The organism is Caballeronia sp. DA-9 (assembly GCF_051615025.1).
In the GTDB taxonomy this organism is placed as follows: Bacteria; Pseudomonadota; Gammaproteobacteria; order Burkholderiales; family Burkholderiaceae; genus Caballeronia; species Caballeronia sordidicola.
In genome coordinates this window covers 21,618-47,791 of sequence record NZ_CP195133.1, presented here as the reverse complement: position 1 = coordinate 47,791, position 26,174 = coordinate 21,618, and the positions used below count along the sequence as shown (strand labels likewise).

The following is a 26,174-nucleotide window of genomic DNA, read 5'->3' as shown; positions in this document are numbered from 1 at the left end:
TCAGGCGAGCCCGCGCCGCAGTTCGTCGATCGCGCTCTGCAGCGCACTGATCACGCGGTTCACATACAGTTCGCCCGCGTAGATGCCGTCGCCGTTCTCGCGGCCGTCGTGCATGTCTGGCGAAACAACATCGCTGTTCGCGTTGCCATTGCCATAACCTTTGCCGTCGATAAACCCATTGCCAGCCGGATACGCGTTCGCGTGCCCGTTGTCGATGACTAACGCCTGCGGCCTTGCGAACCTCACGGGCGCGATGCCCAGCGGATGCAGGAGAAGGTTGTCCTGCGCATCGCTCATGGCATACAGGCGCGGATGCTGAGTCGCGTTCGCCCCGAACGCGTCGGTCATCTGCTGCGCGAAGCCGGCGTTCGTCAGCCCCGACGCCCCCGGTCCCGACAGCACGCGCATTGCGCGGTCGGTGAATGCGCCGTGTCCGTTGCTCTCCCACGCCACTTCTTCGGCAAGACACGCGGCGAACAGCAACTCGCGGCGCGCCTCGGCCTGCGCCGCACGAACCGCGCGCGAGCGGAACGTCGAGCCCGACCGGCGAAAGCGCTCGTGCGCCGCGATCAGCGACGCCGTGGGGAGGACGAAGCGCGCCCGTGCCCCGCCCGGCCCCGCTATCACGCCGCCGTTGGGGCCTGCGCCCGCGAAGCGCGAGATCGTACCCGAATGACAGCAGTCCGTGAAAAGCGTGAAGTTGACACCCGCCGGAAGCCGGTCGCACAGTTCGCCTATGTCGTCATCGATCAGGAACGCGCCGTTAGCGAAGTCGTAAGGGCAGATCGCTTCGTCCTTGCCGTCCGGGCCTTTTTCATCGCCATTCAGATCGGGCAGTTGCGTGCCGTGGCCCGAGTACTGGAACACGATGACATCGCCCGCGCGGCTCCCGTCGATGAGACTGCCGAGCGCGCTCACGATCTGCGCGCGCGTCGCCTGCTGATCGAGCAGCAGCGCCGGCGGTTCGAAGCCGAAGCGGATGAGCGCGTCGCGCCATGCTTTCGCATCGGCCACGCAACCGCTGAGCGGTGCGGTCGGATAGCCGTTGATGCCCACGCACAACGCACGCCGCCGCCCCGCACGCTCGCTCGCGACACGCGGCTCGCTGCGCCGCAACCGCCCCCGCGTCACGTGCAAAGCGGGTGAGTCGGCGGGAGTGGTGTACGGATACGCGCCCGCGCCCCACATTTGCGCCTCGCGCGAAGCGGGCACGATACGCTCGTAGTCGGTAATGGGATCGGCGTCGCTCTTGTTCAACACGCGGCGCAGGACGCTGTTCATGGTGGCCGCGTCGTCGTCGAATCCGCCGTGCGTGTATGAACTGCTCGCGCTCCTGCCTGCCCCGGTAGCCGTCTTCGACCAAACGATATTGAACGCGCGCGACGCGGGCATCTTCAGGAACGACGCGAGCTGTGGCTCGGCGCGCAACGATTCTTCGAGACCCAGAATTGGCGCGCGTGACTCCGGTTCGAGCGCATGATGAATCAGATAAAGCAGCGACTTCCGGTAGATGAAGGCGCAATTGTCGGCTTTCTCGAGGTCCTTGCTCATTGTGAAGATGGACAGGCTTTCGATGCCGTTCGACTCGCCAACGTGCGGCAGCAGCGTGCGCGTGAAAAGATCCATGCGCGCGGCGGGCGCGAGAAACGCCACCGACTTGAACTGCGGCACGCCAAGGTCGAGCGCCGCCGGAATGAAATAGCTAAGGAAGATGGACCCCGCACTATGTCCGACCGCATGTACCTCCACCTTGCCCGAGTGGTCCTTGCAGAAAGCCGCGAGCCGCTTCGCCACATACCAGCCACCGCCCGAATCGGCCTCGGACGCCTGCAACGCGCTCAGTTTCATAGCGCCCCAAATCTGCGGACCGCGCAACTCGCGCACCACTTTTTCTATGATCAGATCACTCGTATAATCTGCAAGATCACGTGATGCTCCCGCCTCGTCGCGCGCACGCCTGAGCAATTGACCGATGCTCTCGAACGCGCCTGTTTCCCACACGAAATACAGCGGATAGACGTGATTGTCCTTCCACCACTGCAGCGCCTTGTGCGCGATCTGAAGACCGCTTTTCTCGTCGACCAGACCGCCGTGCGAGAACACGACGATGCGCAACAGCTCCGACGCCGCCTCTCGTTCGCGTAATGCCTGCATGAGATGGTCGTCGAATATCGCATCGACATCAGTCGCCGATGTAGTCCATTCGCCGTCGTTCGAAAAGCGCCCCATGGTGAGGTTGACGACGTGCGGACGCATGGCCTGAAGATCGTCAGGCGTGAGGTCCCTGAAGGTATCGCGCGAGCGACCGTCCTCCCGCGCCGTATGCGCGTGGTCACCGTGCTCGGCGTTGGGGTCGTCGTGTAGCGTGGAAGGCGCGCGCCGCAGCATGGACAGCGCTTCTTCGATGTCCGCGTCCGGCTCGATAGCATGCGCAGGGAAAGGATCGTTCGCGCCTCGCGGGCGCGTCTTGAGCGCTGCGCGTGCTTCCGTGACAGCCGCGATCATCGCGGCGCGATCGATTGAATCGCCCGGACAAGTCTTCGACGACATCATGTTATGGAACATGAGCGTTTCGGCAACAAGTCCGAAGTGCTCCTGGATGGCTGCGATGACGCCGATGGCCGTGTCGCGCTGCGCGCCCTCGAATGGATCGCGGCCCGCGTCGAAGTCGCCGATCATCTCGAACATGAACGGCCCTGCCGATTCATTGCCGTTGTGACCCACCGCGCTCGCGGGCGGCATGTTCCAGTTGCGGCCTGTCCAGATCATGCCGTCCGGATCGATGGTAATGTGCTGTGCGATATCGGACCAGTGGTTCGTCTGCGTATGAAACTTCCACATCGACTCGATCGTCGATTCGCCCTTGAAGTCCGCATGCGAGGGCTTCCACGTGTGATGCATGTGAACAGCATTGATGCGACGGACCCAGTCGAACTGCCCTACCAGCCCGTTGAACTGAGCGAGCGAAAGTCTCTTGAAGCGCGACGGCATGGCGGTCTCCTGACGTGTAAAGAACGCGCGCGATCGCATGCCGTATCCGGGCTTCATGCAATCTGTCTGAAATGGTTATCGGCCACGCATTTCAAATTAGTTACACGTCTTTCATAAGTCAAGGATCAAAAAGTGAACCCGCGTCCTTTAAAATCGGGATGACTATCTAATTTGAAAGCCGTCAACAGTCATGACTGGTCGGCCGGCCGAAGCATTTCGCGCTTTAAATTCATTGCTTACCTCTGCGGCCTGGAACGCGTGTGCGCTTGCGCACACAAGCCGCTTCATTTTCTGGAATCCTTTCGATTAGCTTATATTCTGGAAAGCAAAATGACGATTCGAAATCATCCGCGCCGTATCGACACCAACACGAGGTTCAACATGCCAGGCGAGGCCATCACCGCGCGTCCGACAGGACAATTGCGTCTCTACTTCGAAGGCGGCGATGCGAACACGACTCCCGCGAGTCTTTCGGCGGTCGAGCAGATCGACAACGCGCTGTGGGTCGCGGGCGACGAGTCGACCACGATCGAAAGACTAACGAGCAACGACTACGCTAACTACAAGGATCACGTGAGCCTGGATCTCACGCGATCGTTCGACTTGCCGGGCAAGGAGCAAGAGGAGATCGATCTCGAAGGCATTGCATGGGACAAGGAAAACGAGCGCCTGTGGCTCGTCGGCTCGCATAGTCTGCGCCGCAAGAAGCCGCGCCCTGACGATTCCGACGCCGATGCCTTCAAGGCGCTCTCGAAGATCAGCCGTCAGGACAATCGCTATCTGCTGGGGTATCTGGACTTCACGCGCTCCGACCGGCGCGGCGACGCGCGCGCGCTGGCGGCGCATCCGCCGTCGGGGCATGCGCTGCCGTTCGACAAGGGGGACAACGCGCTCATCAAGACATTGCGCACGAGCAAGACGTATGCGCCGTTTCTCGATTTACCGTCGAAGGATAACGGCCTAGACATTGAAGGCATGGCAGTGGCGAACGACCGCGTTTTCCTCGGCTTGCGTGGACCGGTGTTGCGCGGCTGGGCGACTATCCTGCAAATTACGCTGGATCTTCGCACGAACGGCGAGCTTGAGCTTCGACCGACGGATCGTAAGGATCGCGATTATGTGCGGCATGTTCTCGATCTCGACGGACTCGGCATTCGTGACCTGTGTGCCTACGGCAATGATCTCCTAATTCTCGCCGGCCCGACGATGGTGCTCGATGGCCCGATGCGCGTTTTCCGCTGGCGCGATGCGCTCGGGCATGAACAGGGCAATTGCGTCGACGGACGACAACTCGAAATGCTGCTCGACCTGCCTTATGGAGACCGCGTGGATCACCCGGAAGGCATCACACTGTTCGAGCAGAATGGTGCGGCGCCGCTGCTTCTCGTGGTGTACGACAGTGCGTCGGGCGGCCAGATGCGCGAGGGCGAATACTTCAAAGCCGATCTCTTCGCTTATCCCCAATGACGCGTGCGCTGGCCGCGCCACCGGAGACGACTCCAAGCGTAGTCACGCGGCCCAAGTGCGCAAAAAGCTCAGGACGGCGGGACGGATACGCCAAGGCCGGTAGTTCTTCGCGCTAGGACTCGTGTTTGCGTCGCGTGGCTTGTAGACGAAACTTGGCGCTACGTTCGCTGGTTCGCCAACTCGGTCGGCATTCTCAGTCAATTATCGGATGACCAGGTTGTCACTGCCATGCAACTGCCTTTCGAAAGGTCCGCCGCGGTTTGTGGCTCTGTCACATTAAAACGATCTGCGATCGTAGCGCGCGAAAAATGAAAGACTTGATCGAAGATGACGACGGACAAGGTGTTCAAACGGTTGCACTATCCGTTGGATGTGATGCTGACTTGTGTGCGCTGGTAAGTGGCCTATCCGCTGAGCCTGCGTCATTTGGAAGAGATGATGGCCGAACGAGGAGTGTCGGTCGATCATTTGACCGGCATCGCTGGGCCACCAAACTTCTGCCGGCGCTGGAAAAGTTGTTACGACGTCACAAACGCGCAGTCGGTAGACGCTGGCGAATGGACGAAACCTACGTCAAGGTCAAACGTGGAGTCGAAGTACTTGTATCGGTCCGTTGATAAAGCGGGCGATACAGTTGACTTTCTGTTGGGAGCCAGGCGGGACAAGGTTGCCGCACGGCTTTACTTCGAAAAGGCCATCGATCAAAACGGTGTTCCGGAGACGGTGACGATCGACAAGAGCGGCGCCAATCTCGCGGGGCTACATGCGATTAACGGCGAACGCGAAACGTCAATTAAGATTCGTCAGGCCAAGTATCTGAACAACGTCGTCGAGCAGTACCATCGGGCTATCAAGCGGCGCATTCGTCCAATGCTGGAATTCAAGAATTTTTCGTTGCACTTGCATCTTGTTGAGCGGCATCGAAGTCATGCACATGATTAAAAAAAAGGCAGATGAAGTGTTACCACAGCACTGCGCGGACTGCAACCGAGCAGTCTATACGTTGGCGGCATAAGCAATACTCAAGATATCGCCTCCGCTTGGCCCAACCTCCTTATTGCGACAAAACCTTTTGGTTTATAGGACCCGCCGCCGAATACAATTGCGCAGCGTTCTCTGTATTCACGGATTGGATAGAGCGCGCGGTGCATGAAGGACAATCGAACTCCAGAAAACAGATCGGAGTGTGCGACTAGGGCAAACTATGGCTTCCCGAGGCCCTTTCAGGGCCGTTTCCCTTTCTTGAACTGCAGACCTACTCCCTCAAATCACCGCAGGTTAGCTTCTTGTGCGGATGCGGCGGCAGCGACGGCTTCGAAGGACCGGGCGGCAGCGGACAAGAGCAAGTCCGGCTCGTTTCACACGCCTTGACTTCCACGATCGCGGTCGCGAGCGAACCATTGGCGTGTGACGGCGGCCCCTTCTCGGACTTGCCGTGGATGTACTTGTCGATCAGGTTGGACGCGGTTTTCACCGCTATCTGCTTGACAGCTTCGCCAGTCTGCTTCAACGCGTCCTTGACGATGTCAGCGCTCAGGTTCTCCGCGGTAGCCGCTGTCATGGTGCCTGCGTCAGCCATGGAAGAAATGAGTTTCAGGATAGGGCCCACGGGCGCGAGATCGTTTTCCGATCTTCCCGATTCAACGAAGTCTTTCAGGATCAGCAGATCGGCCGGAGGAGACAGGCTCGTTCTGGGTTCGTTGTCGATGCGGTAACGTTCGAGCGTCAGACGTTCGCGTTCGAGCGCGACGACGGCATCCAATCGTTGCCGCTCAAACTTGAATTGCTCGTTACACTGAGAAGCTGGTTCCGAGGCTTTCTTCGACGGTATTAGATAGGCTCGAGTCCCACGAGAAGCAGCAGGAGAATGAGAAACATGGAACAGAGCATGATGCGAAACGACCGGTCGCGATCGATCATTTCGTCTCGCATGACGTCCATCTTCCGATCTTCTTCACGCGCCGCTTCGGCCCCTTCGTAATATCCACGCAGCCATTCCAGGTCCAGTGAATGGCCCCGTGACTGCGACAAGCCGGACCGCCCGGCCTCGTAGCCTCTTTGCTCGGCTTCCGTTCTGATCATGATCGAACTCCCAACACATGATTAGTCGGGCAGAGGCCGACGTGTGACGGGTGCCGCAGACAAACGGTGATCAGGAAACCCACCCCTCGATCGTTCCCGGATCACTTTCGAGTCGGATAGACAGGCGCGACTCAGGCGGTGCCGCCAGCGCCAGGCGCAGGGCTCTGCACCGGGGGCAGATTTTTGGCGGCATTGGCGGGATTCTGCGACTGCGCGTCGGGCACCTGCTTTTCCGGGACCTTGAAGCCGAGATAGATGCCGCTCGAGATACCCATGAGTGAGAGCAGCGTCGTGCCGAACTCCGGCAACTCGAGATGCTCCCACGTGCTGACAATGTAGATCATGCCCAGCGTCACAGTCCACGCGACGATCTGCCAGCGCCCGATCGTCGGTCCGCTTGCGTCGGTGACGAGATCCGAGATGAAACCGTTCGATCGAATCGGCTCGACCAGCGCTTCGTACTTGTCCCACAGCGCCCTGTAGGTGGCGGCAACCGAGGGGTCGGAGCCGGGAAATAGAGCCTTTGAAATTGGTGAGTCGGCGGTTATACCGGTCAGATCGGGGCGGCGTGACCAATCGCGTATCTGACGGCTGCGCAATATGCTGCGAACGCCATTGCGGAGGAAGCCCGGCAGCGGCTGGCGCGTGTAGGGATACACGATGTCATGCAGCAAATCGACGTGCCAGCGCGAGGTCAGCCCGAGCGCGTTGACGGCCTTCTCGATGTTCGACGTCGCGTCTTTCGTCTTGTCGATCACGATGGACGTGAGGGCCGTCCCTGCGGAGATTCCCATCAGCGTGAGCGACTCGCTGTTGAGCGTATCGGTCTGACCAACAAGCGCATACATGAAACAAAAGGCCCAAAAGGTCAGCAGGAACCAGAAGGCCATTTGACATCGCCCGAGACTGAACGGCAGTTCCTCGGAGCGCATCTGCGCAATGCCGCTGTCGCGCCCCAGTCCCATGTGCACTCCTACGATCGTGCAAGCGCTGACGACGACAACTAGCAACAACCCCCCGAGCATGACGAAACCGTTGAAGACACGCAGCCTGATGTCCAATTCGGTATTGACGTCTTTTTTTGCGCCCGCTTTCGCGACGTCGTCAAACTCGACCAGCAACGGCGCTTTGCCCGACCGGACAATGATGTGCACAGTCTTTGTCGCCGACATTGGCTGGCCGAGAATGGCGGCCCAGCTCTTGCGATTGTTCTGGTCGGCGTCTGCGGCATCGCGCGACAGCGTAAACAACAGCGAGCGGTCGCCGGGACCGGCGGTGCATTTGACCAGCCCCGGCTTATCGTTGATGAACAGATCGATGTCGTCACATGAAATCGGCGCATCGCCGTCGATGCGGACCTGAACGGCTTCATCCAGCGCGGTGGCCCCGCCGCTAACGGGCACGATGACGGTCGCCTTCGTGGGAGAGGTGGCTGCTTTGGCCGTCGGCACGCTGAATAGCGCGCCGGTTAGCAAGCCGCTCAGTAAGCCGCAAAGGACGAGGAAACAGGCAGGCTTCCTCATGATGATCTCCGCTTCGTTATGGTCGCGGCGCCTCGCGCCGATGCGCTTCCCGCCATCACCGGCTCAACGAAATGATGCCTTGCAACTGCAGTGCCTTGAGTATGACGCCCGCGCCGCATTGTTTGGATACGGCATCCGGATCGAACACTCCGTCGGAAGCGAACTTGCCCTTCGTATATAGGTTGGAAAAACTCCACACATACGGGCTTCGAACGCCATGCGGACGATAGCCGAAACCGTTGTACCGCTCGAAACGATACAAAATGCGCGCGGTGCTCCAGTCAGCCTGCCCGGCGAATCCTTCGAAAACCAGCGCATCGTTGGCGCTTTCGACCCACGTGAACGGCGGCGCCCCCGCGACCGGACGACCGGCCGGAACATACATCGTGCGGGCGGTCAGCGGGTCGCCGTTATGCAGATGCTCGTTGAAGTTGAAGCCGCACTCGAGTCCGTGCAGGATAGCAATGAAAAACCACGGAATGTTCAGGCCGCCGCCGACGCTCTGATAGATGCTCTGTGACTTCGTGATCTGCCCGATGTAGTACTTGACATTGGCCGCATGGTCCACGCTCAGCACGCAGGCATCGAAGTACGCGAGATATTCGCTTTGGAGATCGGCATAGGAAGTCGAGTTTTTGGGCGGTGACAGCGCGGGAGCGGGCGCCTGCGCGGACTGCGCGCCGGCCGCAGCCGCGAACTCCGGATGCGGCGCGGGCGGCAAGGCCTCGCTTGCATGCATCTGACTTTGCACGCCCTGGAGGCGCTGCAGGATCGACTGCATGTCGCCGAGGTAGGTGCCGAACGGCCCGGGGGCCACGCTCGCGACCACGCCCTGAAGATCCTGTGTGGCTTTCGCGATGTTGCTCGCGGCCTCCAGCAAACTCGCCTGACCGAACTGCGCGAGCATGCCGTTGATGTCGTCGATCGCGCTGGCGATTTTGGCCTGCTCGTTCTGATCCGTCGTGCTGATACGCCGCTTCATGAGCAATGCGAGTGCATCGATCAGTGCGGCCTGCGCAACCTGTATGCTAGCCATATAACCTCCTTGCGCGCGATGCTCCGCCGGCGGGCGGCGAGGTCAGATATCCGCCCAATCAAGTTCGCGGCTGGATCGCGCGTCTCTGATATTTTTCAGATTCGAACTAATGAAGCAATCGGAATTTGAAACCGTGACAGCGCAAACCTAGGCGGAAAGAAAGGGGCTGAGTACCGATGTAAGTTTAGATACCCGAATCAATATTGAAAGCTTCATATGTCGGCGAAATCCGCCACGCTCACGGCGTCACACGCCCGAACGGCCATGCGCGTCCGACCACAACCCAGTCGGTACACTTTTTTCTGACGCGTTGAGGGGCATGGTGGCAGAGACCGATGCTTCCGGTCCAATGCAAATCGTCCGACATGAAAGTTTTGCCGCCCGTAGTGAACCTCTGCTTGCCGTGTCATTACACGGTGAAATCGGCGCCCTTGATATGAATCGTCCAGTCGTTCTTCAGCGTCATACTGGTCGGGTGAGATTAAAACGTGATCGATTCCGTTGCCTGCACGGCAAGTGTCTAACCGACGAAAATCCTGCTGTTCCTCGATGACCGATACCGTCCCGCCCTTGCTTACCGTCGTCGTCAGGTCACCTGGAATTGAAACGCTCGCTTCCTTGCCGACCGAGAGTGCCCATCCGCCAGTCACCGACACATGCTGATCTTCGCCAACCATCAAGCAATCTTCGGCGCTATCTCTCGACGCAATTCGGACTGGTCGTACGCATTCACGAACAGGACCCCGAGATCCATACTTCCAGCGGCGGGGTTTGGCCGGGGGCGGCGGCGGCGCGTGCGACGGGCATCGTCATTGGACATCCCTTCGAGCGGAAAAACCCTTCCACCGAGCGCGCGAGCTTTTCCGCGTCAGCCTGATCAGCGGCGTTGAAATACTTGACCTGGCTCGAATAGTCTCCGGAACGCCGTTCGGCGGGCGGCGCATTGAACGACGCAGCTTTTAGCGTCTCACGAAGCTCGTCGATCAGTTCTCTTTTGATGGAGCCCTTGAACTGCAAGTAAGTTAGTGGTCGTTGGGCTTCGGCTTTTCCAGCCCTGTAGTCTTGCGTAACCTGGGCCAGGCTGGTTCGAAATTCCGCAGTCGCTTTCGCGGCATCTTGGACCGCTTGATCGCGATCTAGAATCGCCGCGGCGCGCAGCTTATCGGCCTCGGTTTTTTCCGCTCGGACGCGCGCGAGATCCTTCCGCTCGCCGGCAAGCGCCGTGTCCGCCTCTTTCTTAGCTTTCCTCACCTGCTCCAGATCGCTGTGGGCGATTTTCGCGCGAAGTTCGCCCACTTCGTATTGCGTAACTGCTGCAACAAAGCCGCCTACTCCTAGGATCAATCCACCGACCAGCTTCGCAAGTTCCACCCAATGCGCCTTTCGGGCGTTGCGAAGCGCTTCTAGCGTCTCACGCTTCAACTTGTCGCACTCGGCTCGTGTTTTTTCGATGGTTGCCAGTTTCAGTTGATCGTCGAGCGGAACGCTGTTTTCTGTGGTAGACATCTCGATTCCTGAGACAGGTATGAATTCGGGCGACGTGAACTCGAGCCGTCATGACATGCGCTCGCAACGGCGTACGTTCGACGGCCGATCACCTTCATTGCGACGGTCGAACGACCAGCCGCAAAGCTCTGGCGATGCCGGGCCGGTTGGGATTCACGAACGGCAGCTTGAGCTGTGTTTCCCCATCGGGGCGCATTGTTAAAGCTCAGCATGTCTGTCGTGACGTCGCTCGGCCGGCTCGCCCACCAGTGAGCGACTTTCCAGTCCCCCTGACGATCGAGGGAAGGCGTTACTTTGAGGAATGCGGTGTCGCGGAACAGGTCGGCGCCTTCGTAGTGCCCGTTGGCCAGAACCGATGATCGACTTTGTAGTCGGTCACCTTGACTCCGACGGCCATCGTGTATGCAAGCGAATTTTTTTTCCTGTCGACAGAGGCCCGCTTGGAAAGGAAGAACCGACGAAAGATAGATCCGCCTGCGTTCGGGCGCGCCAGCCACTATCTCGGTGTGCATAATCTCCCAGTTTAGCAATTACTTTACTCAACTATTAGGCGTGGGAAATCCCGCGATAAAGCAGCTGTCCCTTGGAATTGACGGACGGCCTTTTCCACTACGTCAATCGATATTTGAAATTACGTGAAAGATGCAAAACGATAGTAGAACATGTGGATATGCTTTCAATGGACGAAACAAGAGTTCTGTGCGCTGTCATACATTCGTCACTTCATCGATGCGCACTGTCGGAAGAACCAAATTGGCTTGCGGCGCTTCCAGCCCGGACGCCAAGCAAGAGGCCATCCTCCGTTGAAGTCAGGCGCCGCGAGCGTAACGGTGGGACAGTCCGTTGGTTTCGCAGAGCCGACGTTCGAATGTCCATGCTATAGCGCGGGTCAGCGTCCGAAGTTGGCCGATCTCGGAAGTTCGAGATCGCTCCCGGGCCAACGGTTTGGCGTTGTGCCGAACTTCTGCAGTCGACCTTCGTCGGGCTAGTCTGCTACGAACTTCGGTATCGTCAGCCACAGCCTCAATGGCAAAAAAGTATGACCGCTGGCAGACTTGCTGGCGAATGGCGCCCATCTGCTACCCGGGTGTTCAGTTCGCGCGCCTCTGTCACGCTCGGATGGTTATTCTGGGCTTAGAAGACCGAGCGCGACGACGCATGTGCTCATGTGACGGGAAGTCCGCTTGTTACCATCAAAGAAGAATTGCTGCACAGCCCCGAACAGGAAGAACGCAATTGCGTTCTCGAAAGAACTTTGGTCTCTTATCGGCGTGCTCGCCAAGAATGTCGGTCCGGGCGATCCGACGATGAATTTCCAGAATTTTCCTACGGACCTCGAGAAGTACTTTCATGGCAAGAATGCGGATGCGTGGCGGGTCTCGTATGCACACACAACCGTCCTGCATGAGTTTGGTCATGCCATCGGCCTTTCGCACGAGCATTTCAATCCGCAGTGCCAGCAGGACCTGAAGATGGACACGATTATCACGTACTTGATGGGGAAACCCAATTATTGGACCCAAGAACAGGCGCGTTTCAACATGGATGCGAAGTACTATGCGCAGATCCTCGCCCAGCAGGCCGGCCCTCTGGAATCGAAGCTGATCAACAGTGACACCACCGAACAGCAGTCCGTGATGCTGTATCTATTTCCGGTGAGTTATTACAAATCTGGAGACAAGTCCGTTTGCAAGCCGCTTGGCGATCACGGACAGGCATGGCCCACCGTACTGTCTGCGGGGGACAAGAGCTTTTACCTTGCAAACTACCGGGTCATCGCCTCTCCGTTTGGACCAGCCAGTCCAGCAAATGGAGGTGGTCAATGAGTCGCCATCTCAGATTTTTATCGCTGCTGTGCGCACTCGGTGCGCTTTCGGTATCCGCCGTCGCACAAGGCGTCAGTCACGGGAAAGGCGAGTGTCAGCATCAGGTTTTATACCAGTCGGATACTGATGATGCGTCCCGATATCTCGAGGAGCAGCAACGACAGATCTATACGGATAATCCTAAGCTTACCGATCCGTACTCCCGGGCGGAGCTGGATAGCCCCCGATCTGTGGCAACATTTGCAGAACTAAAGGCTCGCGCGCTCAAGGCGTGTCCAAATCTGTTTGCGCGCACGACATGTGCTCTCGACCCTGTATTGGTCGACAAGCTCGTGAAGTCGCTTTCCTGCATTATATTGCCGACCCGGTTCGAAGCGCCGCTGTTTAGTTCGTTGATCAGCCTTTACACTAGGCAATTGGATTCAATCAGGTTGGCGCACTTCCCGAAATCATTGGTGACTCGATTCGGGTCGCTGCCCACCGGGACATTCGATGCGCAAGCCATTCTCCCGCCGCGCAGCAAAGTACCGCTGGTGATCTTGAACCGAGACATATTCTTTTTCACTGGAGCGCTGTCGAAATCGATTGCAGATGCCATTCCGATCACAATGGGCCAGTCCGTTGGTCTAGACTATTCCGAAGAGGCGATCCGCCAGCGACTTCACGACAACCCCTACATTGTTCACAATTTCGCCGATGCGATGTCTCGGTTGGTCCGTGATGGGAGCTCGGCTGGAGCAACAGAGGTCACGCTGGACGAGAACCACAACCATATACACGCACGGCTGGTCGGCGCGATGGATCTGTTTCTCATCTCACATGAGACGTCGCACGTGATCCTGGGGCATGTCAGCGATCAGGCTGTTCAGTTCCGTCTGGCTGGCAGCCACAGCAACCAACCAACCATGCGGTTCATGAAGCCCGTCGCACCGACCGATCCAATGCTCGTGCACACAGTGGGTGGTGGGGCGGATCAGCCTTCCACGGCTTTGAAAGCGGAAGTTCGCACTCGCGAGCAGGAGTTTCAGGCCGATGCGCTCGGCTTCCGGCTCATGATCTGGTCGGAGGAGGCCGGAGGCGACCCTGTTGCGGTGATGATGGCCGGTGGAGCGCCGCAGATGGTATTTCGCATTCTCGATGCCGCGAGCATGTACGGCAGCGAAGCCGGAGGGTGGACGTTCCAGGACGCAAACCATCCGACTGCAGCCGACCGCATTGCCGCGCTGTCGCCTGTGTTCGCCGAGGTTGCCAAGTCGAGCGAGCCATTGCGGGAGGTAGACTTCCGGATCCCGCTTGATGCCGCGTTCAAGGAGCTGCTTACGGAAGCTGACCTTGAAATACGCAAAAACCTTGGCCTCAAGCCGAAAAATTCATAGCGACTGAATTTGCGGCGCGATGCACGGCAGTTGCTGCGCCCTGCCAATCCAGCTCCAGCGCTGCGAGCGGTTCGATGAGGCTGACGACATATCGATTGCCGAGCGCATCCGCTGTTTAAGCTGCTGCCTTTTGGCTCGCCAGCTTGTCCGCTTTGGCGTCGCTACGGGCTCATTAGTCATCAGATACACTCAGGCAGGCGACCTTGATCATGACGCTGCGAACCCTGATTGCTTTGGTAGTGTCGGCGTGTTCCTCGGTCTTTAGCATGGCTGACAGTGAAACCGAAGCTCCCTCTCTGACGCAGCTTCCCTCAACAATAAGCGAGGCGAAGCAACAGGCACTGGTAGCCGCAAAGAAATTCGGCGACCCGGGTACGATGAGGTATTTGGATGCTGTCGTAGCGGCGTATCATCACTTGGCGCAAAAATGGCCTTTGAATACCCTTACGGCTGACGACGTGAGTCATACGCCGTTCTCGGCTTCTATCCAGAATCCGCAGCTCCTGCAGTCTCTTATTGATCGCCCCCAGCAGATCAATCCAAATTTCGCCGTTGACGACGATTCGAAATACGCTTCCGTTGTGAAGATTGTTGGGTCGTCAGGAGATTGGTGCACTGGAACTCTGATTGGAAAGCATGCCGTGCTAACTGCAGACCATTGCAGTTGCCTCGGCCTACCCGCAAAAATTGAGACGGGCGCATCGTTAAAAGTTATTGGGGTTGTCAAAGTTCTGCATCAATATAAGCCGCTTAACTGTGAGAGCTTCATGGGGATGACGGGGCCAGATCAATCTGCCGCGCTCGGAAAACTTGGTGGAGATATCGCCGTCTTGACCGGCAGTGACAATCTAAATCCCCGCAATTTTCCTCTGTATCAGGTGGGATGGAGCACTGGTGACGGACCGCAATTTACCCTTGTGAGCTACGGCTATGTGTATCCGGAGTCTTCAGACGCGAAATGGCAGGGCACGGTGGTTGCCGCTCCTTGCTCAACTTTGGCTGACGCAACAAAGAGTTGCGGGCAGGGAGAGTTGCTAGGAAATACAACCCGTATGGCGTCTACCAATAGTGGTGCGATAGCCGATATCTGTTCGGGCGACAGTGGTGCAGGGCTCTTGACCGGAGCCGCCGGCGGAACCAATCGGATCAGTGCCATCGTGTCACATTCTGCGGTGGGTGTTCCCGTATTTAGTAGTGAGTGCGGGGGTGGGGGTGGTGTCTACGAAGAAATGACTCCGGAAGCCGTCAATTGGCTGAAACAATTCCTCAATTAGAAGAGGCCTTATGAAAGCACTCGCTGTCGTCGCCTTGTTTGTATGTGCCGCGCTTGAGGGATGCGCGAGCGGGCCCAAAGTGGCGGACCCTAGGGTTGTGTATGTCTGGCCGCTTGAATCGTGTCCGAGTGAGACGCCTGTCAACGGCGCGGCGCCGAGATTTGCCGCCGCACCTGCGATTCTCGCCGCGCTGGGCGGAGATCTGATTAATGCTGCGCTGGCCGTACCGTTCGCCGCGCTAAATAGCGCAGCGCAGGCCGACAAAAACGGATTTACAGTGAGCAATGTACAAAATCGAAACTATTACTCGATCAAGACCGATAAGAGTTTGACGCCGCCGGGTTGCTTTATTGTCGCGTACGCTGCTCCGGGCGGAGACGGACGCGGTTGGTGCGCAAAGGACGACTTCGCTGCCTCGGTCCCGGCATGCAAGGATGCGAACATGGCACCTATGGTGTTCGACAGCTTGCCCATACGCGAGCCGCTCTTTATTGAGTCCGTTGACCCAGCCGGAAAACAAAGTTTCGTGATCGACCCTATGGTTTCGAGCGGAAACGATGTCAAAACCAGGCTTGCGGAGCCGCAGTTCTATGCGGAACTGGCGTTGAGGAACTCGCCGGGTGCTAGCAACATCGTAGCTCTGGAGCCTGTTGCGATGTTCTATCCTCGTAGTCTGATCGATGGGGCTAGCTGCTCGCAGGAAAACGGGCAAGATTGCGATCGTCGGATGCTCGCGCTGACGATTTCACTGCAAGGCGCAGCCGCTGGGGCATCCACGACGCCTGCGAAATTCGGCGCGACATTCCAGTCGATAGCTCCGAGTCCGAGGTTGACGAGCATAACTTTGTCAACTGCCAGCTCGATTTCATGGACGGCGCTTCCCACTCTGGACGCGTCATCAATCACAAAAAACATCACGGATGATGGACTTTCGTCGTTGACGAAAGTTTATCCGGCGAGAAACGCGGTCCGCGTTTACCCGGTCACTCTCAATGCAACTATTGCTGAAACGAAAGACCCCAACATATATCTCCAAGCACTCAATAGTGCGTTTAACCAACAAGCACAAACTCAACTATCGACTGCGATTACCAATGGCATTTCCTTTGGTGGCACTCCGTCTGTCGACGCACAGACGCAAGCAAAAGCAGCAAGCCAAGTATTGACCGATAACGCCAGCGCTGCGTCTGCGCTCGCTGCACTTATTAAGGACTGCGCAACCAGCGGAATTGCGGCCACTGACCTGCAAATTCTGACCATGAAGGAACAGCAGGCCAATCTGGATGCAACGCTTGCGGGACAACCGCAGCCGTTTCCGCAGCCAGGAGCAGACGGCAAGAAAGCATGTCCAGGAGCCTGAATGGATTGACTGCCGACGGATTGAAGGCGGTGACTATCCGACGCTGACCGTATAGACGGCTGGTGAAGTTGACGACATTCTGCCTCGGCGGCACATTTGTGACTTTGTCCACAAAGGAGTGCTGATCCCGAGATGCTGCGCGTGCGCGCCTGAGCCGATGATCGGTCCGCTGCCAAACACGCGCATCTGGATTGCCGCCGGATTTACGAATAACTCTCGTTATCAAGGTGCTTTTTTTTGCGCATTTGGCAAACTCGAAGAAGGCGATTTGGGCAAAGGGTATCATCATCATGTCAACGCAATCCGTCCGCAATCGCCAGTGACCGGTGTACCTTGCAAGCAGCCGTAGAACGTCATCGGCATCGTGCGACCGAGATGGGTCGCCTGCTGCCGATCGGCGTCAGGCAGTGACCGGCCACAACCGGTCGTTCGACGAACGTCCTCGAATCGATGACAATTGGAGGAGTTAGGTTTTATCCAAAGCGTAAAGGGCGGCGCCAATGCGATATAAAAATATTCACTCAGCGATCCACAACTTCGGCGCAAGCTTCACAAGCCTAATGAATTATTTGCCGACCGATACATGATCAGCGGGACGCAGACGGGAGCCTGATGTGCGTTGTCAACAGAGCTGAAGCTTTCATTGGGTCAGCTTGTCTGCATTAATGAAAGTCGGCCCATAGTACGTGTCATCGTAGATGGGCGACACGACAACCCCTGCATCACGCGTCAGCTTGCAGTACACGCCCAGCAACCGGAGGATGGTCTTTCTCATCATCGAGTGATTGCGGTACAGCGTGTCGGGGTTGATTTTGAGACCGGCCTCCGAAAGCTTGTCCTTCACAAATTCGGTGATGGTGTGCTGGTTGTCACACGCATTGAAGATTGCCGCGACCTTCAACTTAGTGATCTCAACGGACTCGGCGCCATTGGGGTACTTTTTGTGAGCGGCATGATCGTACTCGCGCCGCAGTTGCAGCTCCACCATGCCCGCCCCCAGGATGCCTAGCCAACTGGCCAGTGTCCCCGTGTGCATACGCAACCGCACCTTGCGAGTGCCCCACTGCTCGAAAAAACCCTGGACCTGCGCTGTGCTCGCTAAATCTCGCGTGTTGATCAGTGGGATGCCGCGCAAGCTCGATTTGGTAATGGCCTCGTTGAAGTGCCTTTGTATATCCAGAAGACGATCGACCGTCGCCTCCTTCAAGTTGAACTCCTGCTTTCCAAGAAATACGCAGATAGAGTTATCCTTGCTTATCGTCATGTTCAAGCCGTGCATAATCATTTCGTAGTCGGCAAGCAACGCAAGACGTGTTATGAACTTGTCACTAAATTCGCTACCTATACGATCCGGACTGTTTTTCGTCACCGGTAGCACTCCCGCAACGGTTAGCCAGCAATAGACGCCCACTGACACATCCTTGAACTCGCGGACAAAGCAGCGTTTGAGCAGATCTCTCCGGACCAGCGCGGAGTAGCCAACGAACTCACCCTTCAAGGCATCAGCAATTTCCAAGGCGTAACTGGCCACAATGCCCGTGGACTTTTCTGTCATCGCAAGCATGAAAGCCATCTGGAAATTATTCCTATAGCGATCGATAGCTTCTATGGTCTCCTTTGGCAAGTCCGGCGGTGGCACCTCCACATGGATAGCCTGTGTCAACTCCTCAGTGGTGTTGGCTAGGCTTACCTCCAGAAAGTAGTACGCCAGATGCTTGACGATCTCGGACTCACGATCCGAGTACCGACTCTCAGCCATTTGCGTGACTCGTCGAATGACCGTTTCAAGCTGTCGGCGCTCCTCGGCGTCCATGCCTCGGTAAACGACCAGTTCGTTAAAGAAAACTATGTCCAAGAAATCTAGACCGGCCTTCTGTGCCTTGGTGATGCGAGCCATGTATGCCTACCCTTTACGCACTGCCTCTGCCTCTGCGGCACCCGTCGCCACACCGACGCCTACCGCAGCACCCGCTGCCGCTCCGGTTGTCGCCACTACCGTAACACCAGCCGCCATGCCTCCGCCTCCCGCAGCGATAGCGCCACCACCCAGCGCCGCCAGCGACGCGTTGGTAAGCGCGACCCCTGAGAGCGAGCTGATGGCCGTACCGGAAGCCGTTGCGCCCAACAACCCCGTCGAACCAACAATGGCAGCGATGGGGCCCGCAAAGGCCGCAGCGGCACCACCCGTTGCAAGAGTACCGAGGCATACCAGCGCCGTCGTGCCAGGGTTCTCCATCACCGTGCCGACTACCGAACTGGCCAGGTCACTCACAGTGTCGACCGTCGCAACCGCCAGATCGCTTACCGCACCAACTGCACCATCCACAAAATCAAAAACCGAATCGAAAAAAGACATGCTGAGCTCCAGGTTCTGTCCGGAAACCATTTCCGAACGACTTGGACGCTATTGTGGCGAGCCGACTTCGCGCGGGCTATTGTCAAATTAGTCGTACTTTTTTCTACACCGGTACCAGCAGATGGAAAGTTTTCATGCCTGCGAAGTAGACGTCTATCAAAACGGATAGAGTTTATCTTCCAAAGCCAAGAGGATGATTTTTGGTGGGGTTCTGCACGCGCCTTCTCAAGGCATGCATACGACTCGTCTTTCGCCTCATTGCAGGCAGGTCGTCAGATGCCTGCGCATTCCCCGAAAAACCCCGCATCCTGATTCTGCAGTGGGATACGATACCAAGGGCGATTCAGACCGCTATAGTCGATCTCTTCCCGCGCTCACAGGCTTGAATGGGTCGGGTAGCGCCAATCGCCGTCAGGCGGAGACTCGGCCAGAAACAGCCACTCATCGACGGTAGGAAGCTGCCATTTGAACGGCTCCTCTACTCTCAAAGCTGCCCGACGGCCGGAGCGAGTGGTCGGCGTTAGCCCCGTCCTGCGCGTCACTGCGGGCCCCGGGGTCGTTCAATGCGCCACAGCTGCGTCTCAAGGCGCGGGCCGGTCTCGGGCTTGAACCAGCTCATGTCTTGGATGTGGGATCTGGTCACATAGATGGTGCCGTCAGATCCCTCCGAGAACGTATTGGGCAGCGCAACGGCTTGTCCTGTACGAGGGTAGTGATGCGATCGCCGTCACGGACCTTGACTGCGTCTTGCTCAATAGCGCTCAGATAAAGCCGCCCGCGCTCGTCAATCCAAAGACCATCCGTCGGCTCCGTTTCGGCGACACGCTCAACACGAGCTTCCAGATCCTTTTCCGACAGCCGCGGGTTCTACAAGGCGTTCGTCGCGATGCGATAGAGCGTGCGGCCAGTGAGTGTTCGTCCATCGGCGGAAAGCGCGAGGCGGTCAGCGGCGAATTCGACCCCACGACCGTCGGGTCGACGCAGTGCCTGCGCGTCGGTTCGATCACCACATCCTTTTCCAGCTTCGTGCTCAGGTGGCCGTTCGCGTCTGGCCATGCACGTCTGCAGATTCAGGACAAGGAGCGCTCCCTTGGCCCCAGAATCGGTCAGATAGGCATACTGCCCATCTGGCGAGAACCGGACATCATTAAGATAGCTTCCCTCCGGTGCCACTGTCTCGTCGAAGTGAATTACCCGCGCAGCCTTGTTCGTCTGGAGGTCGATCTTCACCAGCTTGGGGCCGCCCGGCACAATCGAGGCTGTGGCTGGCGCGGCCTGATCAAGGACCCAAAGGCCGCCGTGCGAATCGGTGACGACGCTTTGGACGCACACGAAATGATCTCCGGCGGATATCTGGTTTTTCTTGTCGTTGCGCCATGAATTCCACTCGTCGTCCGGGTAAGGTTTGATCTGGCCGTCGCGGGTCACTTCAGCAACCGAGATCGGCGCATCTTCTGTCCACTGCGGGAAATGAACGAAGATGCGCCCGTCCGTCGAAAACGGTGACTCCTGTGACCTGGTGCTCAAAGCTGGCGACCTGTTGCAAGCGCGCCATGTCAGTCGAAGGACTGGATCGTTCTTGCGCTAAGGATGCGTTCGCAAGCAGCGTCATCGCCACGACGGAGGATGCGGCGGTAAATCGGGTCATGATGTTGCACGCAGCCGTCGGTCTTGTGCTTGAACATGTCGTAGCCGTGTGGCGCCTCCTCCAGCGAAAAGCGGTGGGTGGCGAGGTAAGCGGGGTGGCCTTATTGGGGTCTGGCCATCGCGGGCGGATTCGTACTGGCCGGGCAAATCATGAAGATGGGCGGATTCTGATCGCCTCAAATTCAGCGCACCGTCATTGTCCCGCGGCATGCTTCACGAACCCGCTTGCATGTCCGCTGTCGTCCGTGCCGTGGTAGTCGTCGAGGGGAAGGCAATGGGGCTGCGTGCGATCGGTCAGCAGCGGGCAGACCACGTCCGCGCGGTCGGCGCCCGGGCGCCGCGTTGCCCATAGGCGCATCAGCCCCGCGAGATTTTGCTGGTAGCGCGTGCGTGCCGTGACGCAGCCGCCGCAGCCGTTGAACCACTCAAACAGCTTCTGCGCGTCTTGCGCACCCAGGGCCACTTGCACCGAATCGGCGTTCTCCAGCCAGGTCCTGACTTCGAAAACCGACGACCCACCCGCCGCGAAAAGGCTGCGCCAGTCGGTGGTGGCCGAGAGATCGCCGGTGATTTTCTGGTATATGCGCTTCGTATCCGCCGCCGATAGCCGGAGCCGTGTTTCAAGCACCGGCCAGATGGTTTGCCGCGCATGCAAATAATCCTGATTCGACATGAGCGCGATGTACCACTGCGAATTCTGCTTCTCACTCTGCACAAAAAGCGTGTAGAAGTAACGCCGCGTGCTGGCCGTGTCCGGTATGCGATCGAGTTTGCCGATCAGGAGCTGCCTGACCAGTTCCTTGGCCTGCACGCGCTTCCACACCGCGACCACCGGTTCGAGGTCGTGCACCACGTCGCCTGCGGCGGAGACGTCGTCATCCTGCGCGGCGCGCGCATATTCGTAGGCTATGAAATCGTCCGGTGCGAGCGTACCGAAACCCTGGCGATACGCTTGCGCAAGACGCAAACACGCAATGCCATACGAATCCGAGCAAAGCTTCTGCAATGCAGGCAGGGCCGCGCCATAGCGTCCGAGTTGCAGTTCGACGCGGGCGCGGTTGTATCGCTCGCGACGCTGGGCGAGGGAAGCGTGTTCGCCCGGCATGGCGCTGGAGCAGGCACGCAGCGCGTTTTTCGAATCCACTTGGCTCACGACGACGCCAGCAATGCGTCCGCCGTTGGGGTCTTCCGGTCGCTCAGGATCGTCCGGATCGGCCGCATAGAAATCGCACTCGGACAACGGCGCTGCCGGGCTGGCGCTCGATTCGCCACTGGCGGATGCGTGGTGCTCTGTGGTCTTCGAGTTCTGATTGTCCGACTGCCCGTTGGACTGGGTTCCCCCACCGTGTCTCGGTGCGTTCGAGATGAGCAACACCGACACTAGCGCGATCACGGCGACGACGACAGCCAATAAACTTTTCATGGAGGATATCCGGCTGGGTGCGGGGAAGCGTCGCGCGTCGTGTTGGATGGGGACGGGCCGTTCGCGTGACTCAAGGCGCTGGGCCCTTCGGTTTCAAGGCGGGCGCCGGGCGGTCGTTAGTGTCCTTATGTGGCGGCTTGGCTACCCGGTTGAACTCGGGCGTGATGTGCTCGGGTGCTTTCTTGGGCGTTGGATGAGCGGCCGCGTGGTCGAAAGCCGGCTTCGGTCTGGGTTGCGCATCGGCGATGCGCATGCCGGCCAAGCAAAAGACCAGGCCGAGCAGCATCGCCTTGCCTGCGTGCGCGCGTTGAGGGCGACTTCGCCTGGGCGAGCGCGATGCGCGAGCGACGACGGGCGCAACGACGTGATAGTTCACGGGTCGATCAGCCATCGAGATACTCCGGTTTGAACCAGCTGTGCGCTTGAACGACGAATGGATGAAGCGAGCAGCAGGGCTTACTTGGGGCCTGGCGGGGGCGCTGCGCCACCGCCGCTCTTACCACCACCGCCACCACCGCCACCACCGCCACCGCCACCGGCACCACCGCCACCGCCACCGCCACCGTCGTTAGGAGGCTTCGGATCGGCGGCGCGCTTGAAATCGTTCCTCATGGTGGTGGGAGACGGCTTGCTGCGGTCCACCGTGACTGGCTTGTGCTCAGGCACGCCCGCCGCGCGATTGAAGTCGCCTCGGCTGGACGAAGGCGATTTCTTGTTGCGATCGACCGTGGGTGGCGGCTGCGGCTTCATGCGATCCGGATGAGCGGCGTGATCGAAAGCCGGTTTGACGCGCGGTTGTGCATTCGCTTGCGACACCGATAGCGTCGCGCTCAGTAGCACGAGAACAATTCGCGCAGGCGTGCGGCGGATGCCGCACCTTCCACTGCGGCCAAAACATGCGTCTTGCCGTGCCGCACCTGCGATCATGTCGATCTGCTCCGGAGAAGTGAACCTGGTTGGCACATTCGTTTCACGCGTTGCTGTACTTCCCGGCGGAACGCTTGCCGCCTGACCTGCACACACGTTCGCAAAACGTCTTCATTAACCGTTGCGAATAGCGAGACGATAATCGAAAGGCGATGACAATAATAGATCAAGATAGCTAAATAGTTCAGTCGTGAACGAGCGTGCGACGCATCAAAGCTTCCTGCCTCGATGGCTTACATCATTCGAATTGGCATCGACACGTGGGCATGCAAGGCGACTGCACACCCACGCAGAGCGCTCATTGCCAACGTTCATTCGGGCAGACCGTGCGGGTCTTGTGGGCCGCCTCGCGGATGACCGTGCGATTGTAGGCCTCACCATCCTCGAGACGTGCCATCAGGCGCAGCGTGTTGTCTGAATAGGACGACACCTTGAGCGCTACACACAAGCCTTCCGCACCGCCATCACGATCGCCAGCCAGGGCGAGCGCGAGACCAAGCGCGACCCAACCGTTGCCGCCGCGCGGATTGAACACGATGGTATGGAAGGCTGGCGCAAGCGCCTGCTTCGGTTGGTTGAGCAGCACGTGCGTGAGTGCAAGATTGAGTTGAGCCCGTGCCAGTCCGAAGTTCACCTCGAGAAACTCGACCAGCTCTTCGGCTATCGCTTTGAGCTGATCGGGGCGTGACTGGGCATCGGCCGCGTGCATGCGCTTCTCGACGTTGTCGTTGAACCGCCCACGTTCCGCGCTGCGGTCCGGATCGAGCATGGAGTTTTGCTTGTTATCTTCGAGCCAGGTGATATTTGCCGTGAATTGCGCCTCGTTGGAGGCCTTGATGGCTTGCAGCGCGCCGCGGACATGCTCGAGGTGGTCGACGTAACCGAACGTGTAGATCTCGTCCCGGCTCTTGGGCGGCGGCGAGGGCGCAGGAGTAGAAGTGGGCGCCGGGGTAGGCGCGGGCACCGGGGTCGGCACGGGCGCCAGGGTAGGCGCGGGCACCGGGGTGGGAGCAGGTTCGGGTTCGGGTGTTAGCGTGGTGCCCGCGTTCCATCGGTAAGCAAGGCCCACCAGCACCAGTACAACGCAGCAGCCGATGACCACCTTCCAGTTTCGCCGGCGGTCGCCTTCAGGTTCGATTTTGGTTCGCCAATCAGGACCCAACCCCGGTTCAGGCGGATTCTTGTGGACGGAATCCTCCTCTTTAGGCGGCTTGACACCTGACACGTCTTCGACGTCAGGCGGATCACTTTGCGGAGTAGTGGTCCTTGTCTCGTCCCCATACGCGGGCTGGCTTCCGGTCCTGTCTGGTGGGACGGGGACGACTGCCGTTGTGGTTGGCGGTGGCCGCGGCGTGCGCTCCTCGTCGAGCTTCTGACGCAAGCGTGCGCAGACTGCCGCAATGCCGCCGTTGGCCGCCAGGTCCGCGAGCCAGGCGGTGCCGAGCTGAAGCTCCAGCCTGCCGCCGCGTTCGCACGCAAAGGTCCGGCGCAACAGGCGATGCCGGATGTCGTCGCCGCCGATGCCGGCGCGGACCACTTCATTGACGAGGTGAAACTCGATACACGTGGCACCGCCAAGCGGCTCGAGCGTGGCGCCATCTTTGCGAAAAATGGCGAACTCCACGTTTTTCACATGCGGAAAAGCCCCGAAAGCCGTGTCCAGATCATCTATCTTCAGGTAGTACTTCGACACCGTCGCGCGGTCGACGCGATAGTCCGGATCGTTGCGCAAGTCGATCGGATACGAGAAGCCACCCGAAACACGTTGACTTTCCGACACCGATAGCCCGAGCGAGGCAATCTCCACCGAACTCACTGCGAGGGCATGGCCCTGGGTCGAATACTCGTCGTGGACGATCAGAAAGCCGATCCAGTAGACGTCGGAGTCGATCTTTCCGGATGGATGCGTGACCCTGATGCTGATCGTCATGCGGGGACCTACGGTTTGCGAGGCGTGAAGGTCAGCCGATAGGTGACGTTATTGAGTGGCTCGAGCTCGTCGGCCGTGATGCGTTTCTGGCGAGCGACCAGTTGCGCCACCAGGATATCCGTCTGGAACGTTCTGCCCTGAAGCTTCGCCACGCACGCATTGCCGTCCGGCGAAGCGCCGCTTGCCGGCGCGGCGCGCGTGACGGGGCAAAGATCGGAATCGATCGAATGCTCGTTCATGGAAACAGTGGTGCGCGAATCGTCGGCGAAGACACTGTGCAGACGGAAGCTGGCGGGCTTCGTCGCTGTCGATGGCTTGAACGTGCCGAGCAAGACCGGGTCCTCGCCGGCCGGCCGCCCTTCGACGGTGGTCTTGATCAAACTGTTCGAGACCAGCTGCGCTTTCACGTCGACCGCCGTGACGCCGTCGAAAAAAGCCTTGCCATCGTGACATTTCGCGTTCGCCCTGACGTCCACGCTGGACGCGCTGACGGTGACGGTCGCGCATTGCCTGAGCATGGCCTGCGTGCGCGATTTGTCGTAGACCGAGACGTCGAGTTGCGGCTTGCCCTTAATTAGGCTGCCCAGCCCGGGCATGGCGGACCACGGCTGACGGAGGGGCTCCATACCGGTTTGCAGCACTGGAAGCAGGTGCTGGACACGGGTTTGCGCCGCGGTGTCGTCCGGCAGAAGGCTTGCCACGAAGTCCTCAATGATCGCCAGATGCTTGCTCGATCGCGCGAACCAGAAAATGTAAAGCGGGCGGGCATGCTGCGGCAGCGTATAGCCGGCGGCGCGGCGCTTGGCATCGGGATCGGAGACAGGGAAATAGCGGCCATCGAAGGGCACGTTCGCGAACGCGAACCCCGCGTACACAGCGTCCGCACCCTTGAGCGCATCCTGAGCCCAGTTCGCGAAACCGTCCAGAAAGCGTTCGCGATCGGGTTCGTCGAATTGCGCATCGGTGACGAGAATCATGCTTTCCGCCTGCCGCGTCGGCGACTTGGCATTGAAGATCAGCTCCATGCTGGAGTCGACGCCGGAGAACGGCTGACACGACGACTTGTTCGGCGCGTGGCTCATGTTCTCGGCGGTTGCCTGAATGGTCGGCGGGGCGGCGACCACGTCGTGCAGCGGATTGGCGTCATGCTTGCTGGTCTGCTTGAGCAAATAAAGCTGGTTGCCCGCTTGATCGTCCGTGAGCACCACGCCCTTTCTCAGCAGCGTCAGCATGACTCGCTTCGGGTCCTGTGCATGAAAGAAGCCGCACATGCTTTCAGATGCATCGAGAACGACGTGTATGCCGCCGCGCGTAGCGGTTGCGGTTGCGGCCGCGGCCGTGGTCGTGGCCGTTTGTTCAGCGCTCACGGAACTTGCGGCGCTCGCTACCAAGCCCCAGTGAAGCGCGATGACGGTCAGAACTACCCGCATGGACGATTGTCGGTTCATGC

At 58.9% G+C, this 26,174-nt stretch carries 19 protein-coding genes and 1 pseudogene; 6 read left to right on the top strand and 14 right to left on the bottom strand.

Annotation, left to right across the window (positions count from 1 at the left end):
• Positions 1 to 2,991: a caspase family protein gene (locus tag ACRWA7_RS16405; protein WP_438394972.1), complete on the bottom strand. Its 2,991-nt coding sequence runs from the start codon at positions 2,989 to 2,991 to the stop codon at positions 1 to 3.
• A 330-nt stretch (positions 2,992 to 3,321) separates the two neighbouring features.
• Here ACRWA7_RS16405 and ACRWA7_RS16400 point away from each other — a divergent pair, with 330 nt between their 5' ends.
• Both ACRWA7_RS16400 and ACRWA7_RS16395 read left to right on the top strand, forming a co-directional pair.
• Positions 3,322 to 4,458 (top strand): DUF3616 domain-containing protein, encoded by a 1,137-nt coding sequence (locus tag ACRWA7_RS16400; protein WP_438394970.1) that lies wholly within the window; start codon positions 3,322 to 3,324, stop codon positions 4,456 to 4,458.
• A 327-nt stretch (positions 4,459 to 4,785) separates the two neighbouring features.
• Positions 4,786 to 5,473, top strand: a pseudogene (locus ACRWA7_RS16395) (IS6 family transposase).
• Positions 5,474 to 5,713: 240 nt separating this feature from the next.
• Here ACRWA7_RS16395 and ACRWA7_RS16390 read toward each other — a convergent pair.
• From ACRWA7_RS16390 to ACRWA7_RS16370, 5 genes are all read right to left on the bottom strand, one after another.
• Entirely contained in the window at positions 5,714 to 6,220 is a 507-nt protein-coding gene (locus ACRWA7_RS16390) for a hypothetical protein (protein WP_438394969.1), read from the bottom strand.
• Between the two features lie 68 nt (positions 6,221 to 6,288).
• A complete protein-coding gene (locus tag ACRWA7_RS16385; RefSeq protein ID WP_438394968.1) occupies positions 6,289 to 6,540 on the bottom strand; it encodes a hypothetical protein in 252 nt (83 codons plus the stop codon).
• A 131-nt stretch (positions 6,541 to 6,671) separates the two neighbouring features.
• Positions 6,672 to 7,991, bottom strand: coding sequence for a hypothetical protein (locus ACRWA7_RS16380; RefSeq protein ID WP_438394967.1), 1,320 nt, complete (start codon positions 7,989 to 7,991; stop codon positions 6,672 to 6,674).
• Between the two features lie 127 nt (positions 7,992 to 8,118).
• Positions 8,119 to 9,099, bottom strand: coding sequence for a hypothetical protein (locus ACRWA7_RS16375; protein ID WP_438394965.1), 981 nt, complete (start codon positions 9,097 to 9,099; stop codon positions 8,119 to 8,121).
• A gap of 729 nt (positions 9,100 to 9,828) precedes the next feature.
• On the bottom strand, positions 9,829 to 10,470 hold the full coding sequence (locus ACRWA7_RS16370; RefSeq protein WP_438394964.1) for a hypothetical protein: 642 nt from the start codon (positions 10,468 to 10,470) through the stop codon (positions 9,829 to 9,831).
• A 1,319-nt stretch (positions 10,471 to 11,789) separates the two neighbouring features.
• On the opposite strand from ACRWA7_RS16370, the gene ACRWA7_RS16365 reads away from it, so the two are divergent.
• The 4 genes from ACRWA7_RS16365 to ACRWA7_RS16350 all read left to right on the top strand — a co-directional run bounded on the left by ACRWA7_RS16365 (position 11,790) and on the right by ACRWA7_RS16350 (position 16,441).
• Positions 11,790 to 12,431, top strand: a complete 642-nt coding sequence (locus ACRWA7_RS16365) for a hypothetical protein (protein WP_438394962.1) — start codon at positions 11,790 to 11,792, stop codon at positions 12,429 to 12,431.
• Positions 12,428 to 13,807, top strand: coding sequence for a M48 family metalloprotease (locus tag ACRWA7_RS16360; RefSeq protein ID WP_438394961.1), 1,380 nt, complete (start codon positions 12,428 to 12,430; stop codon positions 13,805 to 13,807). Before ACRWA7_RS16365 ends, ACRWA7_RS16360 begins: the two co-directional genes overlap by 4 nt.
• 209 nt (positions 13,808 to 14,016) lie before the next feature.
• The gene (locus ACRWA7_RS16355; RefSeq protein ID WP_438394959.1) at positions 14,017 to 15,081 is read left to right on the top strand and encodes a trypsin-like serine protease; all 1,065 of its coding nucleotides are present in this window, start codon (positions 14,017 to 14,019) and stop codon (positions 15,079 to 15,081) included.
• Between the two features lie 10 nt (positions 15,082 to 15,091).
• Complete coding sequence (locus tag ACRWA7_RS16350; protein ID WP_438394958.1) at positions 15,092 to 16,441, top strand: hypothetical protein; 1,350 nt, start codon at positions 15,092 to 15,094, stop codon at positions 16,439 to 16,441.
• A gap of 640 nt (positions 16,442 to 17,081) precedes the next feature.
• On the opposite strand, the gene ACRWA7_RS16345 is transcribed toward ACRWA7_RS16350, so the two are convergent.
• From ACRWA7_RS16345 to ACRWA7_RS16310, 8 genes are all read right to left on the bottom strand, one after another.
• Complete coding sequence (locus ACRWA7_RS16345) at positions 17,082 to 18,338, bottom strand: hypothetical protein (RefSeq protein ID WP_438394956.1); 1,257 nt, start codon at positions 18,336 to 18,338, stop codon at positions 17,082 to 17,084.
• A gap of 6 nt (positions 18,339 to 18,344) precedes the next feature.
• Positions 18,345 to 18,797, bottom strand: coding sequence for a hypothetical protein (locus tag ACRWA7_RS16340; RefSeq protein ID WP_438394954.1), 453 nt, complete (start codon positions 18,795 to 18,797; stop codon positions 18,345 to 18,347).
• An 867-nt stretch (positions 18,798 to 19,664) separates the two neighbouring features.
• The gene (locus ACRWA7_RS16335; protein ID WP_438394953.1) at positions 19,665 to 20,324 is read right to left on the bottom strand and encodes an L-dopachrome tautomerase-related protein; all 660 of its coding nucleotides are present in this window, start codon (positions 20,322 to 20,324) and stop codon (positions 19,665 to 19,667) included.
• 313 nt (positions 20,325 to 20,637) lie between these two features.
• Positions 20,638 to 21,867 carry a hypothetical protein gene (locus tag ACRWA7_RS16330; RefSeq protein WP_438394952.1) on the bottom strand — a complete coding sequence of 410 codons (1,230 nt, stop codon included), beginning with the start codon at positions 21,865 to 21,867 and terminating at the stop codon, positions 20,638 to 20,640.
• A gap of 70 nt (positions 21,868 to 21,937) precedes the next feature.
• Complete coding sequence (locus tag ACRWA7_RS16325) at positions 21,938 to 22,258, bottom strand: hypothetical protein (protein ID WP_438394951.1); 321 nt, start codon at positions 22,256 to 22,258, stop codon at positions 21,938 to 21,940.
• A gap of 65 nt (positions 22,259 to 22,323) precedes the next feature.
• Positions 22,324 to 22,794, bottom strand: a complete 471-nt coding sequence (locus ACRWA7_RS16320) for a hypothetical protein (RefSeq protein ID WP_438394950.1) — start codon at positions 22,792 to 22,794, stop codon at positions 22,324 to 22,326.
• Between the two features lie 298 nt (positions 22,795 to 23,092).
• Positions 23,093 to 24,724 carry a hypothetical protein gene (locus tag ACRWA7_RS16315; RefSeq protein ID WP_438394949.1) on the bottom strand — a complete coding sequence of 544 codons (1,632 nt, stop codon included), beginning with the start codon at positions 24,722 to 24,724 and terminating at the stop codon, positions 23,093 to 23,095.
• 8 nt (positions 24,725 to 24,732) lie between these two features.
• Complete coding sequence (locus tag ACRWA7_RS16310) at positions 24,733 to 26,172, bottom strand: hypothetical protein (RefSeq protein WP_438394947.1); 1,440 nt, start codon at positions 26,170 to 26,172, stop codon at positions 24,733 to 24,735.
• Between the last annotated feature and the right edge of the window lie 2 nt (positions 26,173 to 26,174).

Excerpts from the sequence above, each read along its gene's own strand:
- ACRWA7_RS16350 (WP_438394958.1), top strand. The coding sequence starts at position 15,092 with ATGAAAGCACTCGCTGTCGTCGCCTTGTTTGTATGTGCCGCGCTTGAG.
- ACRWA7_RS16345 (WP_438394956.1), bottom strand. The coding sequence starts at position 18,338 with ATGGCTCGCATCACCAAGGCACAGAAGGCCGGTCTAGATTTCTTGGAC.
- ACRWA7_RS16310 (WP_438394947.1), bottom strand. The coding sequence starts at position 26,172 with ATGAACCGACAATCGTCCATGCGGGTAGTTCTGACCGTCATCGCGCTT.
- ACRWA7_RS16325 (WP_438394951.1), bottom strand. The coding sequence starts at position 22,258 with ATGGCTGATCGACCCGTGAACTATCACGTCGTTGCGCCCGTCGTCGCT.
- ACRWA7_RS16340 (WP_438394954.1), bottom strand. The coding sequence starts at position 18,797 with ATGTCTTTTTTCGATTCGGTTTTTGATTTTGTGGATGGTGCAGTTGGT.
- ACRWA7_RS16315 (WP_438394949.1), bottom strand. The coding sequence starts at position 24,724 with ATGACGATCAGCATCAGGGTCACGCATCCATCCGGAAAGATCGACTCC.
- ACRWA7_RS16360 (WP_438394961.1), top strand. The coding sequence starts at position 12,428 with ATGAGTCGCCATCTCAGATTTTTATCGCTGCTGTGCGCACTCGGTGCG.
- ACRWA7_RS16330 (WP_438394952.1), bottom strand. The coding sequence starts at position 21,867 with ATGAAAAGTTTATTGGCTGTCGTCGTCGCCGTGATCGCGCTAGTGTCG.
- ACRWA7_RS16375 (WP_438394965.1), bottom strand. The coding sequence starts at position 9,099 with ATGGCTAGCATACAGGTTGCGCAGGCCGCACTGATCGATGCACTCGCA.
- ACRWA7_RS16405 (WP_438394972.1), bottom strand. The coding sequence starts at position 2,991 with ATGCCGTCGCGCTTCAAGAGACTTTCGCTCGCTCAGTTCAACGGGCTG.
- ACRWA7_RS16400 (WP_438394970.1), top strand. The coding sequence starts at position 3,322 with ATGACGATTCGAAATCATCCGCGCCGTATCGACACCAACACGAGGTTC.
- ACRWA7_RS16320 (WP_438394950.1), bottom strand. The coding sequence starts at position 22,794 with ATGATCGCAGGTGCGGCACGGCAAGACGCATGTTTTGGCCGCAGTGGA.
- ACRWA7_RS16355 (WP_438394959.1), top strand. The coding sequence starts at position 14,017 with ATGACGCTGCGAACCCTGATTGCTTTGGTAGTGTCGGCGTGTTCCTCG.
- ACRWA7_RS16385 (WP_438394968.1), bottom strand. The coding sequence starts at position 6,540 with ATGATCAGAACGGAAGCCGAGCAAAGAGGCTACGAGGCCGGGCGGTCC.